Consider the following 12,310-nt stretch of genomic DNA (forward strand, 5'->3'; position numbering starts at 1 on the left):
GCCTGCATCAACGGGGAGTGAGCCACCCGCTTCGCAACGCCATTTCCAGTTCGAACCGGCCCTGCGGGTCCTTCAACTCATCACCGAAAAGCTCCCGCAGCTGCACCACCCGGTAGCCCACCGTCTGCGCATGGATCCCCAGCTCGGCCGCGACGAGGCTGCGCTGCCCCCAGTGCCTCAACCAGGACAGCAGTGTCTCAGCCAGCTTGTCCCGCTGCGCCGGAGGCAGGTCAGTCAGTGGGGCCAGCCTCCGCTGCGCCAGCTCGGTGATCGCAGTGGGCTCAGCACCCAGGATGACCTGCGTCAGGTGCTCGTCCGCCCAGATGGGCGGGTCCTCGGGGCCTTCCCTCGGAGGCAGCATCGAGGCAGCGAGGATGGCCAGCCGCAGCGAATCGGGGACCTGCTCCAGGCCTCCCGCCGGACCCACCGAGGCTCCGCGGCCCCGCAGGGTCCTGGCGAGTTCCGTCCGTGCCGCAGGAGCCGGCCGCTCAGGAACAAGGGCGACGGCGTCGGTCTCGCGTTCGATCACCAGCGAACCGGGACCGAGCCGCATCCGAAGGCCCTCCGCCCGCTCGAGCGGCAGGTTCACCACGGCGAGCCGTGCCGGGAGCGCCCAGTCCGCCATGGACGCTGCCTGGCGGAGGGCCGTCTCATCCGACTGACCCATCAACAGCAATTCGAGCAGTTCGGCCCGACGCCGGTCCACAGCTCCTGCGCGCTCCGACTGTTCGAACGCATATGCTTCAGCACTCACCGCCGAGAGTTCATCGATATACGCAAGGATGGATTCACCGAGGTTGACCACCACGCCGAGGCCCAGATTGTTCTCCACCGACACTTTGGACATCTCGCGGAAGGTGACGCGCGCACCCGTACGGTACGCACTCAGCAGGGCGTCCATGCTCCTGCCCTGCCGGAATTCACCCCTGCCGAGGCCTGCCACCAACTGCCGGCTTTCCTCGGAGAGGGCGGGCAGCCGTGTTCCGGGGAGCTGCAGGAACCGGTCGAGTGCGACGGCGACCCCGCCGCGCAGACCGCTGCCGAACCGCCCCTCCATGGGGCGCGCGTAGGCCGGCACCAACTGCGGTACGGCCTCGATGATGGCTTCGACTATTCCGCTCACCAACGGCCTCAGCATGTCACTGACTTCGCGTGGGAGTCCAAGCCAGGGAGGGTCGAGGGCAGGTGCCGGAAGGCGATCTGCGGACATCTTATACACCAGACCTTTTGTTTCGGCGAGCTAGTTAGCCGACCCTAATCGTATGCCCGGATAGAAGAATCGGAACGCAAACCGTTCTAAGCTTGAGTATATGATCCGGCTCCCCAGACTGGCACGCGCCGCGTCTGCTCTCATCACTCCGCTCACACCGGAAGACTTCCTCGCCCTGTTCAACCCGGTTTTCTCGGCTCGGCAGCTGCGTGGCGTCGTCACCCGCGTGGAGCGGGAGACCGAAAACTCGGCAACCATCTACTTCCGTCCGGGGCCCGGCTGGCATGCCCACCGCGCCGGCCAGTGGGCCCGCATCGGCGTCGAGCTCGACGGCGTGCGGCACTGGAGGTCCTATTCGCTGAGCGCAGCGGCCGGCCAGGACCCTGCCATCACCGTGACCGATGCCGGTGCGGTCTCGAACGTCCTGGTGCGGAACACACGCCCGGGGAACGTCCTCTTCCTCGCACCGCCGCAGGGCGATTTCGTTCTTCCGGAACATCCCCGTGCGCTCCTCATGCTGACAGCCGGAAGCGGCATCACCCCCGTCATGTCGATGATCCGCACCCTCGTCCCGCGTCGCCCGGACGCCGACGTCGTACTGCTCCACTCGGACCGCACCCCCGAGGTGAGCCTTTTCCGCGAGGAACTCAATGAGCTCGCGGACCAGTTCCCCAACCTGCGGGTGACCCACTGGTTCACCGAGGAGCGCGGCCGGCTCGATTTCACAGCGGGCACCTTCGACGGACTGTGCCCGGACTGGCGCTCCCGTGCCGCCTATGCCTGTGGGCCGGAAGGCTTCCTCGACGACGCCGAGCTCTTCTGGGCAGCGGAGTCGGCCCTTCCCCGCACCGATCCGGAACCCGGCCATGCGGATCCGGGAAGCCTGACGATCGAACGGTTCAGCACCAGCCTCGCGGGCGGGGCGGGGCACGACGGCGGCCTGGTCACCTTCGAGACCTCCGACCGCGAGATCGAGGCGGACGGGGAAACGCCGCTGCTCGACGTCGGTGAGGACGCAGGCATCCTCATGCCCAGCGGGTGCCGCATGGGAATCTGCCACAGCTGCCTGCTGCCACTGCGGGCCGGGCAGGTCCGCGACCTCCGGACCGGGGAAGTGCACGGCGATCCGGGCCAACTCATCCAGACGTGTGTTTCGGCAGCCGCCGGACCCGTCAATCTCGACCACTAGACCGAAGTACTTGCAACCACCGATTTCTCATCCGATTCCTAAGGAGCACAACCCATGACGACTACCCTGACCCGGCCAGGAGCCCTGGCAGCCTCCGGCCACCCGCTCGTCCGCCCGCACGCGGCACGCCACCTCACCGACGAGCAGGTGGCCGAGCTGGGCGTCGAGCTCGACGCGATCCGTGACGACATCCTCGCGAAGCGCGGAGCCACCGACGCCGCATACATCCGCCGCGTCATCAAGGTCCAGCGCGGTCTCGAATTCGCAGGCCGCGGCGCCCTCCTGTTCGGGCGCAACAAAGCCGCGTGGGTTGCCGGCACCACGATGCTGAGCTTCGCCAAGATCCTCGAGAACATGGAAATCGGCCACAATGTGCTGCACGGCCAGTGGGACTGGATGCGGGACCCCGACATCCACTCCACCACCTGGGAATGGGACTTCGTGACGCCCGCCAGGTCCTGGCAGCACACCCACAACGACCTCCACCACCGCTGGACCAATGTGGTGGGCAAGGACCGCGATGTCGGATACAACCTCCTCCGCATGGATGCCGACCAGCCGTGGAAGCCTTTCAACCTGGGCAATCCGCTGTACAACGCCATCCTGGCCCCCGTTTTCGAATGGGGAATCGCGCTCTATGACCTTGAGCTTCCGGAATACCAGGAAGGCCTGAAGTCCAAGGCCGACATGAAGCGGGACCTCAAGGCAGTCGGCATCAAGGCTGCCAAGCAGTTCACCAAGGACTACGCGGCAACCCCTGCCGTCGCCATGCTGACGGGATCCGGCAAGCAGGCGCTCTACGGCACCCTCGTCGCCAACGCGGTGCGCAACGTCTGGGCCCACGCCGTCATCTTCTGCGGACACTTCCCCGAGGGCACCGACACCTTCACCGAGGAAATGGTCGAGGGTGAAACGCGCGGTGACTGGTACGTGCGGCAGATGATCGGTTCCGCGAACATCTCCGGGTCCAAGCTGATGCACCTGATGACCGGCAACCTCTCCCACCAGGTCGAGCACCACTGCTTCCCCGACCTGCCGTCGAACCGGTACGCCGAGGTGGCGGTCCGCGTCCGCGAGATCTGCAACCGCTACGGCCTGCCCTACACCACGGGTCCGCTGCCCAAGCAGGTGGCGTCCACCTGGGCCAAGGTGTTCAAGCTCGCCCTCCCCGGCAAGGGCTCAGGCAAAGAGGGGACGCCCGCAACCGCATAACACCTGGTCCGCAGATGGCCAGCGGTGAACGAGCCTGTCAGGATGGGGCAATGACCCGCGGAATTTATGTGAGCGCCATGACCCCCGGCTCCGGCAAGTCCCTGATCTCCCTGGGGCTTGCCGACATGCTGCACCGGCACGCCGACCGCGTGGGCTTCTTCCGGCCCATCGTGGAAGGGGATGATCCCGCGGCGGATCCGATGGTGCGGCTCCTGCAGCGCGGCTTCAACCTGTCCCCGGAGCGCTCGCGCGGAGGCCTGACGAGGGCCGAGGCGCGGGCGCTCCTCGTCTCCGGGGACCGCGCGGAGATCGACGCGCGGTGCGTCGCCATCTACGGGGAGATTGCGGCCGAGTGCGACGTCGTGATCGTGGAGGGCACGGACCTCAGCGGAAACGACGCCGCCGTCGAGTTCGACCTCAACGCGCGCCTCGCGAACAACCTCGGCGCCATGGTGCTCGCCGTGGTCAGCGCGAAGGGGATGTCGGTCGCGGAGGCGGCTGACACCGTCGACGTCGCACGCCGCGAACTCGACGCGGCCAAGGTGTCGCTGCTGGCCATGATGGTGAACCGGGCGTCCGACGACGCCGTCGCGGAGATCGCCTCACACGTGCGGCCCGGCCGCTCCGGCCGCCCCGTGTACGTGATTCCGGAGCTCGCCGAGCTCTCGCAGCCCACCGTTTCCGAAGTCTCGGCGGAACTCGGAGCCCGCCAGATCGCCGGCAGTTCCAACCTTGAGCGCGATGTCACCTCGGTGCGGGTCGCCGCCATGAACGTGGGAAATTTCCTCCACCTCCTGACCGACGGTGCGCTCGTGATCGTTCCCGGCGACCGCGCCGACGTCCTCGTGGCCACGCTGGCGTCGTCGTTCTCCCCCGAGTTCCCCGTGCCCTCGGGAATGATCCTCACCGGGGGGCTCGCGCCGGATCCCAACATCCTCGCCCTGCTGGCACAGGCGCCGTTTCCCGTGTTCACGCTCGACGACGACACCTACACCGCCGCGCGGCGCGTCAGCGAGGTGCGGGGCGAGATCGCGAGCGGGTTGCGCCGCAAGGCCGCCGCGGCACTCGGCGCCTGGTCCCGGCACGTCGATGAGACCGAGCTGCTCGAGCGCCTCGAACTTCCCCGGGCCGTCCGCATGACGCCGCTGCGATTCCTCCACGAACTCATCCAGCGGGCAAGGTCCGAGCGCCGCTCCATCGTGCTTCCCGAGGGCACCGATGTCCGCGTACTCAAGGCAGCCGAGATCCTCCGCAGGCGTGATGTCTGCGACCTGACGATCCTCGGTCCGGAGGCCCGCATCCGCGAGCTCGCCTCCGGCCAGGGCATCGACCTCACCGGGCTGACCCTGATCGATCCTGAGACGTCGGAGCTGCGGGAGGAGTTCGCCGCCGAGTATGTGCGCCTGCGTGCGCACAAGAACGTATCGATCGAGCAGGCGCGCGAGCGTATGCTCGAGGGTGCATACTTCGGTACCATGATGGTCCAGCTCGGCACCGTGCACGGCATGGTGTCAGGAGCCGCCCACACCACGGCGAACACCATCCGCCCCGCGCTCGAATTCGTGAAGACCAAGGACGGCGTCCGGATCGTCTCCTCGGTGTTCCTCATGCTCCTGCAGGACCGTGTGCTGGTCTACGGGGACTGCGCCGTCAATCCTGATCCCGATGAGGAACAGCTGGCCGATATCGCCATCGCCTCCGCCGAGACCGCGGCGCAGTTCGGCGTGGAGCCATTCGTGGCGATGCTCTCCTATTCGACGGGCGAATCGGGCTCGGGCGGCGCGGTGGACGAGGTGCGCCGCGCCACTGAACTGGTCCGGAAACGGCAGCCCGGACTCGCCGTCGAGGGGCCCATCCAGTACGACGCCGCCGTGGACGCTTCGGTGGCCGCCTCCAAGCTGCCGGGTTCCTCGGTCGCCGGCCAGGCGACGGTCTTCATCTTCCCGGACCTCAATACCGGCAACAACACCTACAAGGCGGTGCAGCAATCGGCCGGTGCCGTCGCCGTCGGTCCCGTCCTGCAGGGGCTGCGCAAACCGGTCAACGACCTGTCCCGCGGGTGCACCGTCGAGGACATCGTCAATACCGTAGCCATCACCGCAGTGCAGGCCCAGCAGGAAAGGCTCCCATGATCGTCCTCGTCATCAATTCCGGGTCGTCATCGCTCAAGTACCAGGTCCGGGAAGGCGGGAGCGTCCTCGCCGGGGGTCTGATCGAGAGGATCGGCGAGGCCGAAGTGCCCGACCACACGGCAGCCCTCGACCTCGTCGACCGGCAGTTGACGGACACCCTCGGCGGCCGCACGATCGACGCCGTCGGCCATCGTGTGGTCCACGGCGGCGAGCGGTTCAGCGAGCCAGTGCTGATCGACAATGAGATCACGCGGGCGATCGAACGCCTGAACCCCCTGGCACCATTGCATAATCCTGCTGCGGTGCAGGGGATCCGCGCCATCACCCGGAAGTGGCCGGACATGAGCCAGGTGGCGGTTTTCGACACCGCGTTCCACCGCACACTGCCCGAGCGGGCGTGGCGGTATGCGGTTCCCGACGAGCTCTACCGGAAGTACGGCATCCGCCGCTACGGTTTCCACGGCACCAGCCACGAGTACGTCTCCCGCGGAGCCGCTGCCCTGCTGGGCGTCGAGCCGGGGAATTTCAGCGGCGTGATCGCGCACCTCGGCAACGGAGCATCGGTAACCGCCGTGCAGGATGGGAAGAGCATTGACACGTCAATGGGTTTCACCCCGCTCGAAGGCCTCGTGATGGGCACGAGGTCAGGCGACATCGACCCCTCGATCCTGCTGTTCCTGATGCGCGAGGGCTACTCTGCCGACGACCTCGATGCGCTCCTGAACCGGGAATCCGGCCTCCGGGGATTGACCGGGACCAATGACATGCGCTCGGTGGACGAGGCGGCTGCCTCAGGGGACCATCGCGCACAGGTCGCCCTGGAGGTGGCGGCGTACCGTCTCGCGAAATACATCGGTGCGTACCACGTGGCGGTGGGTGGCGCGCAGGCGCTCGTGTTCACCGCCGGAATCGGTGAGAATGCAGCGGGCTTCCGGGCCGCAACCGTGGAGCGCCTGACCGCGTTGGGCCTGGTGCTCGACGACGCCGAGAACGCGGCCCGCGGCGCGGAAGCCCGCGTCATCAGCACCGCCGGATCAGCCTTTCCCGTGCTGGTGGTGCCCACGGACGAGGAAGCGGCGATCGCCGAGGCGACGACCGCGGTCGTCACCTCGGGCTGACAGCGCCCGCTCGGGCACACTTGGCGTATGACGATCACCAAATCAGTCGTACTGTTCATCTTCGCCGCCTGTGCGGAAATCGGCGGCGCCTGGCTCATCTGGCAGGCAGTGCGCGAAGGCCGTCCGTGGTGGTGGGCAGGGTTGGGCGTTCTGGCGCTGGGTGTCTACGGCTTCATCGCGACTCTGCAGCCCGATGCCTCGTTCGGGCGCATCCTCGCCGCATACGGCGGCGTCTTCGTGGCCGGCTCGCTCGCCTGGGGAATGGTCTTCGACGGGTTCCGCCCCGATCGATGGGATCTCGCCGGTTCCGCCATCTGCCTGGCCGGGGTTGCCGTGATCATGTTCGCGCCGCGGTTACCGGCCTCCTGAATGTGGTCGCCGCAATTCGTCAGGCTGCCCCGAGCAGTCTGGCGAGCGCAGCAGCCGCTGCGCCTGCAGCGACCACTCCGAGGAACGGCGCACGAAACCAGAGCGCGATCGCTGCCGCCGCGAGTGCCGCCAACCTGGCATCCGCGACGACCTGGGTCCCGGCAGCCACCGTGTTGACGGCGGTCAACGCCGCCAGCAGGCCGATCGTCACCGACCCGGCGACCCGGAGCATGCGCGGGTTATCGAGCAGCTTCGTGGGCACCAGGTAACCGGCGAGTTTCGTGGCCATCGAGACCAGGCAGGCAATGAGGATCCAACCCCAGAGAGTCATGCCGGTTTCTCCGAGTCGACAACGGAAGGATAGGGGTCGACGTCGGGTTTCAGACCCTCGGTGGCCGGACCGAGACCGGAGAGGCCCAGGGCCGCGGCCACCACTGCGGCAATGAGGATCGGAACTCCCGGCGGGACGAAGGGAACCGCAAGGACGGTCACGACGGCACACACCACGGCGATCGCAGCGGGCTCCTTCGCCTGGATCCACGGCCAGAGGAGTCCCAGGAACGCTGCGGCGGCCGCGCCGTCGAGTCCCCACTGCGCCGGGTCACCGATGGCCGCTCCCAGCAGGGCGCCCAGTCCGGTGAAGATATTCCACAGCACGAATACCCCGATGCCTGCGGCCCAGAACCCCCGCCGCTGCTCGGCAGGGTCGGTCTGGCCGGTCGCGGTGGCCACCGATTCGTCGATCGTGACCTGGGCGGCCAGCAGCTTCCGCCAGCCCGCAGGCCGAAGCAGGAGGTTGAGCTGCATGCCGTAGACCCCGTTCCGGATACCCAGGAGCGCCGAGGCCGACAACGCTGAAAGCCCGCTGCCGCCCCCCGCGATCACACCGATGAACGCGAACTGGGAGCCGCCGCTGAACAGCAGCAGGCTCAACGCCATCGTCTGCCACAGATCGAGGCCGGCCGAGACGGACAACGCACCGAAGGAGAGCCCGTAGAGGCCCGTCGCCACCGCAATGGAAAGGCCCACCTTCACGGCGGGCGATTCGGAAAGTATCACTGCCCTAGGCTATGCCGGGCAGGAAGGAAACTTTCCATTTGTGTCGATGAAGGGAATAGTAGGAATCGACAGCCTACTTACTAATCCTGAGGAGAGCACGATGAAAGCAGTGACATGGCAGGGACGACGCAACATCAGCGTGGACAACGTGCCCGATCCGCAGCTTCAGGAACCGACGGATGCGATCGTGCGCATCACCTCGACCGCCATCTGCGGCTCCGATCTGCACCTCTACGAGGTGTTGAGTCCCTACATGGACCGCGGTGACATCCTCGGGCATGAGCCGATGGGCATCGTCGAGGAGGTCGGCAGCGAGGTGACCAACATCAAACCGGGTGACCGCGTAGTCATCCCCTTCAACATCTCCTGCGGACACTGCTTCATGTGCTCGCGTGGCCTGCAGTCCCAGTGCGAGACCACGCAGGTCCACGAACAGTCGACGGGCGCGAGCCTGTTCGGTTTCTCGGAGCTGTACGGCTCGGTCCCGGGCGGCCAGGCCGAGTTCCTGCGCGTCCCGCATGCGAATTACGGCCCGGTCAAGGTAGGGCACGACCTCCCGGATGAGCGCTACCTCTACCTTTCCGATATCCTTCCCACCGCCTGGCAGGGGGTCAAGTACGCCGACGTGCCCGACGGCGGGACCCTCGCCGTCTACGGCCTCGGCCCCGTGGGCCAGTTCGCTGCACGGATCGGCAAACACCTCGGGTATCGCGTGATCGGCATCGAACCCGTACCGGAGCGGCGGGCGATGGCCCAACGCCATGGAGTGGAGACCATCGACTTCACCAAGGACCTCGGTGAGGAACTGCGGAGCATGACCGGCGGGCGCGGCCCGGATTCGATCGTCGACGCCGTCGGACTAGAGGCGCACAACTCGCCGGTGGGCGCTTTCGCCCAGAACGCCGTCGGTCTCCTGCCGGACGCACTGGCCCAGAAAGCGATGGACGTTGCCGGAGTGGATCGCCTCTCGGCGCTGCACTCCGCCGTGGACGCGGTCCGCAGGGGTGGAACGATCTCACTGAGCGGTGTCTACGGCGGAACGGCGAGCCCCATGCCCCTCAAGACGATGTTCGACAAGCAGATCCAGTTCCGCATGGGCCAGTGCAACGTTCGCAGCTGGACCGACGAACTGCTGCCACTCGTCGAGGACCCGTCCGATCCCCTCGGCGTAACCGACCTCGTCACCCACGAGGTATCGATCGACGAAGCGCCGATCGCCTACAAGACCTTCCAGAAGAAGCAGGACGGCTGCATCAAGGTGATCCTCAAGCCGTAACGCCTTCGTTCGGACAGGAAGGTCAACCGACCAGTTGTACCCTGGTGTGCGCCTCCTGGAGGGCGTCGGCGGCGCGCACCAGGGCAAGGTGGGAGAAGGCCTGGGGGAAGTTCCCCGCCATTCGGCTCTGCCCGGCGTCGTACTCTTCCGAAAGCAGGCCCAGCTCGTTGCAATAGCCGACCAGCTGGCCCATGAGCGCTGCCGCCTCCTCCTCGCGGCCGCTGTGGGCGTACTGCTCCACGAGCCAGAAGGAGCAGGCAAGGAAGGGATGCTCTCCTGCCGCCAGGCCGTCGGCCACGGATTCGGTGCGGTAACGCGCCAGTAGCCCGTCCGCGTTGAGCAGGTCCGCCTCGAGTGCCGCCACTGTGCCCAGCATCAGGGGGTCGTCGTAGTCGACGAATCCGACTTGCGGCAACTGCAGCAGGGAAGCATCCATCTCTGTGCCGCCGTAGGTCTGCGTGAAGGCGTTTCTTCCAGTGTTGAAGCCGTGCTCCATGATCTCGGCGTGCAGTCCGTCGCGCAACGCCTGCCAGTGATCGGCGGGACCGGTAAGGCCGTGGTCGCGGACTGCGCGGACCCCGCAGTCGAAGGCGGCCCACATCATGACCCTCGAATGGGTGAAGTGCATCTTCTCTCCCCGCATCTCCCAGATCCCGTGGTCGCGGTCGTTGAGATGGTTCTCGGCGAAGGTCAGCAGGGCTTTCTGTAGCGGCCAGGAGAAGTGGTCCTCCTGCTCCCCGTGGCAGCGCAGCTTCTCCAGCGCCACCATGACCTCGCCCACCACGTCGGCCTGGTACTGGGTCACAGCGCCGTTTCCGATCCGGACCGGCGTGGATTCGGCGTAGCCGGGCAGGTGATCGAGGACCTTCTCGGGCAGGTCGCGCTCGCCTGCAACCCCGTACATGATCTGAAGGTCCTCCGGGTCCCCTGCGACGGCCCGCAGCAGCCAGTTACGCCACTCGAGCGCTTCCTCCTGAAGGCCGTGCGTCATCATCGCCTCGAGCGTCAGGGCTGCATCGCGCAGCCAGCAGAACCGGTAGTCCCAGTTGCGTGCGCCGCCGAATTCCTCGGGCAGGGAGGTGGTGGGGGCAGCAACGATGCCGCCTGTGTCCTCGTGCGTGAGTGCACGCAGGACCAGCAGTGACCGCAGTACGGCGGGGCCGTACGTGCCGCCGTCGTCGTAGCTCGCGGCCCACGACTTCCAGTAGGTGATGGTTTCGTCGAGCGCCTCGTCGACGTCGAGGGCGCTGGGCGACGGCCGGTGCGAGGGGTACCAGACCAACTCGAGATCGACCACCTGGCCCGCTTCCACCGGAAAGGCGCCCAGGTGGCGGTGGTCGGCCGCCGTCAGGCGGGGGCTGCGAAGCATCAGGGCATCGGGTCCGGCGATACCGAGCAGCATCGGGCCGTCGTCGTCGCCCTCCTGGCTCACCCACGGCAGGATCGTGCCGTAACCGAAGCGGATCTCCAACTCCTGCCCCATGGCCACCGTGCCGCGGATGCCCTGGATGCGCCGGACGATCGAGGCGCGGCGGTCGCCAGTGGGCATGAAGTCCGTCACGAGCACCTCCCCGGTGTCGGTGCGCCAGTGGGTCTGCAGGACGAACGTCGAATCGATGTAGCTGCGTCCCACCACTTCCGCGCTGGCGGACGACGGCGCCACCAGCCACCGGCCGTGGTCCTCCGAGCCGAGCATTGCCGCGAAGACCGACGGCGAGTCGAAGCGCGGGAAGCAGAGCCAGTCGACACTTCCGCTCCGGGAGATGAGGGCTCCCGTGTGCAGGTCGGACAGAAGGGCGTAGTCCTCGATGGGGGATTGCATGGCTCAACTCAATCACACCCGGAAGTAGTGCCGTCGGGTTTCAGTGCGCGGGCTCGCCGCGCAGCTCCATCATCAAAGCGGGGTAGTCGGTGGTGACTTCCTGCACGCCGAGCGAGGTGGCCAGTTCGAACTGCTCAGGGGTGTTGACGGTCCAGACCCGAACCCGCAGGCCCTCCTCCACCCAGCGCCGCACACGGTCGGGGTGGTCCCGGACATAGGCGATGCCTGGTCCGGCCGTACCGACGACATGCCCGTCCAGGAGTTTTTCGCCCTCCCTCATCGCCCGGCTCATCAGGTTGATCACTGCACCCTCCGCGATCGAACCGATACTGAGGGCGTCCCGCACTTCGCCCGGCTCGACGTCCGCGACCAACTGGCAGAGCGCATGGGGAGGCGCAGATTCGGCCAGCTGCCGCATCGAGTCCGGATTGAAGCTCATAAAACTGATGTCGATGGCCCCCAGCTTCGAGTTTTCGGGGTCCCAGCCCTCATCCATCAGGAAGGCGATCAGTTCTTCCTCCAGGCGCAGGCCGAAGGGACTCGGATGCTTGAGTTCGATCGCCAGGGCAAGAGGCCGCCCAGCGAGCCGAAGCAGGTCGAGGAGTTCCTTGAGGGTCAGCAACTGATTCGCGGGTCCACCGAATTCGGAAGGAATCCGGGCGCCCTTCCACGAGGAGAAGTCGAGCTGCCGGAGCTCGTCCAGCGTGGCATCGGCTACGTCTCCCGAGCCGTTCGACGTCCGGTCCAGCGTGGAGTCATGGATGCAGACGAGCTGCTCGTCCCTCGTCAGGTGGACGTCGCACTCCATGCCGTCGGCGCCTTCGACCAGCGCCTGGAGGTACGCGGCGCGAGTGTGCTCGGCGAACTCCCCGCTCGCTCCCCGGTGGGCAAAAATCACTTGACGCACGCGCTGCACCTTCCCT

Annotated in this window: 11 protein-coding genes; 6 read left to right on the forward strand and 5 right to left on the reverse strand. The window is 66.9% G+C overall.

The window, feature by feature from the left end; all coding sequences use genetic code 11:
* Positions 1-7 precede the first annotated feature (7 nt).
* Positions 8-1,210 (reverse strand): PucR family transcriptional regulator, encoded by a 1,203-nt coding sequence (locus tag IWX65_RS07080; protein ID WP_196881713.1) that lies wholly within the window; start codon positions 1,208-1,210, stop codon positions 8-10.
* A 100-nt stretch (positions 1,211-1,310) separates the two neighbouring features.
* Here IWX65_RS07080 and IWX65_RS07085 point away from each other — a divergent pair, with 100 nt between their 5' ends.
* From IWX65_RS07085 to IWX65_RS07105, 5 genes are read left to right on the forward strand one after another with little or no spacing between them, the layout of a single operon-like run.
* Complete coding sequence (locus IWX65_RS07085) at positions 1,311-2,399, forward strand: ferredoxin reductase (protein WP_196881714.1); 1,089 nt, start codon at positions 1,311-1,313, stop codon at positions 2,397-2,399.
* A gap of 54 nt (positions 2,400-2,453) precedes the next feature.
* The gene (locus IWX65_RS07090) at positions 2,454-3,611 is read left to right on the forward strand and encodes a fatty acid desaturase family protein (RefSeq protein WP_196822336.1); all 1,158 of its coding nucleotides are present in this window, start codon (positions 2,454-2,456) and stop codon (positions 3,609-3,611) included.
* A gap of 50 nt (positions 3,612-3,661) precedes the next feature.
* Positions 3,662-5,743, forward strand: coding sequence for a phosphate acetyltransferase (pta, locus tag IWX65_RS07095; RefSeq protein ID WP_196881715.1), 2,082 nt, complete (start codon positions 3,662-3,664; stop codon positions 5,741-5,743).
* The gene (locus IWX65_RS07100) at positions 5,740-6,861 is read left to right on the forward strand and encodes an acetate/propionate family kinase (RefSeq protein WP_196881716.1); all 1,122 of its coding nucleotides are present in this window, start codon (positions 5,740-5,742) and stop codon (positions 6,859-6,861) included. The genes pta and IWX65_RS07100 overlap by 4 nt, the downstream gene beginning before the upstream one ends.
* Before the next feature lie 27 nt (positions 6,862-6,888).
* The gene (locus IWX65_RS07105) at positions 6,889-7,230 is read left to right on the forward strand and encodes a YnfA family protein (RefSeq protein WP_196881717.1); all 342 of its coding nucleotides are present in this window, start codon (positions 6,889-6,891) and stop codon (positions 7,228-7,230) included.
* Positions 7,231-7,249: 19 nt separating this feature from the next.
* On the opposite strand, the gene IWX65_RS07110 is transcribed toward IWX65_RS07105, so the two are convergent.
* Both IWX65_RS07110 and IWX65_RS07115 read right to left on the reverse strand, forming a co-directional pair.
* Positions 7,250-7,561: an AzlD domain-containing protein gene (locus IWX65_RS07110; RefSeq protein WP_196881718.1), complete on the reverse strand. Its 312-nt coding sequence runs from the start codon at positions 7,559-7,561 to the stop codon at positions 7,250-7,252.
* Positions 7,558-8,289, reverse strand: a complete 732-nt coding sequence (locus tag IWX65_RS07115) for an AzlC family ABC transporter permease (RefSeq protein ID WP_196881719.1) — start codon at positions 8,287-8,289, stop codon at positions 7,558-7,560. The genes IWX65_RS07110 and IWX65_RS07115 overlap by 4 nt, the downstream gene beginning before the upstream one ends.
* Positions 8,290-8,389: 100 nt before the next feature.
* Between IWX65_RS07115 and IWX65_RS07120 the strand changes: the two genes are divergently transcribed.
* A complete protein-coding gene (locus IWX65_RS07120) occupies positions 8,390-9,565 on the forward strand; it encodes a zinc-dependent alcohol dehydrogenase (RefSeq protein ID WP_196881720.1) in 1,176 nt (391 codons plus the stop codon).
* A 22-nt stretch (positions 9,566-9,587) separates the two neighbouring features.
* Here the strand turns inward: IWX65_RS07120 and IWX65_RS07125 are convergent, their stop codons facing one another.
* Both IWX65_RS07125 and IWX65_RS07130 read right to left on the reverse strand, forming a co-directional pair.
* On the reverse strand, positions 9,588-11,387 hold the full coding sequence (locus tag IWX65_RS07125; RefSeq protein WP_196881721.1) for a glycoside hydrolase family 15 protein: 1,800 nt from the start codon (positions 11,385-11,387) through the stop codon (positions 9,588-9,590).
* A 40-nt stretch (positions 11,388-11,427) separates the two neighbouring features.
* Complete coding sequence (locus IWX65_RS07130; RefSeq protein ID WP_196881722.1) at positions 11,428-12,294, reverse strand: glycerophosphodiester phosphodiesterase; 867 nt, start codon at positions 12,292-12,294, stop codon at positions 11,428-11,430.
* Between the last annotated feature and the right edge of the window lie 16 nt (positions 12,295-12,310).

The sequence above is a fragment of the Arthrobacter sp. CAN_A214 genome, from assembly GCF_015751955.1.
In the GTDB taxonomy this organism is placed as follows: Bacteria; Actinomycetota; Actinomycetes; order Actinomycetales; family Micrococcaceae; genus Arthrobacter_D.

Bases quoted from the DNA above. Each gene is read 5' to 3' on its own strand.
- IWX65_RS07080 (WP_196881713.1), bottom strand. From the start codon at position 1,210: ATGTCCGCAGATCGCCTTCCGGCACCTGCCCTCGACCCTCCCTGGCTT.
- IWX65_RS07085 (WP_196881714.1), top strand. From the start codon at position 1,311: ATGATCCGGCTCCCCAGACTGGCACGCGCCGCGTCTGCTCTCATCACT.
- IWX65_RS07090 (WP_196822336.1), top strand. From the start codon at position 2,454: ATGACGACTACCCTGACCCGGCCAGGAGCCCTGGCAGCCTCCGGCCAC.
- pta (WP_196881715.1), top strand. From the start codon at position 3,662: ATGACCCGCGGAATTTATGTGAGCGCCATGACCCCCGGCTCCGGCAAG.
- IWX65_RS07100 (WP_196881716.1), top strand. From the start codon at position 5,740: ATGATCGTCCTCGTCATCAATTCCGGGTCGTCATCGCTCAAGTACCAG.
- IWX65_RS07105 (WP_196881717.1), top strand. From the start codon at position 6,889: ATGACGATCACCAAATCAGTCGTACTGTTCATCTTCGCCGCCTGTGCG.
- IWX65_RS07110 (WP_196881718.1), bottom strand. From the start codon at position 7,561: ATGACTCTCTGGGGTTGGATCCTCATTGCCTGCCTGGTCTCGATGGCC.
- IWX65_RS07120 (WP_196881720.1), top strand. From the start codon at position 8,390: ATGAAAGCAGTGACATGGCAGGGACGACGCAACATCAGCGTGGACAAC.
- IWX65_RS07125 (WP_196881721.1), bottom strand. From the start codon at position 11,387: ATGCAATCCCCCATCGAGGACTACGCCCTTCTGTCCGACCTGCACACG.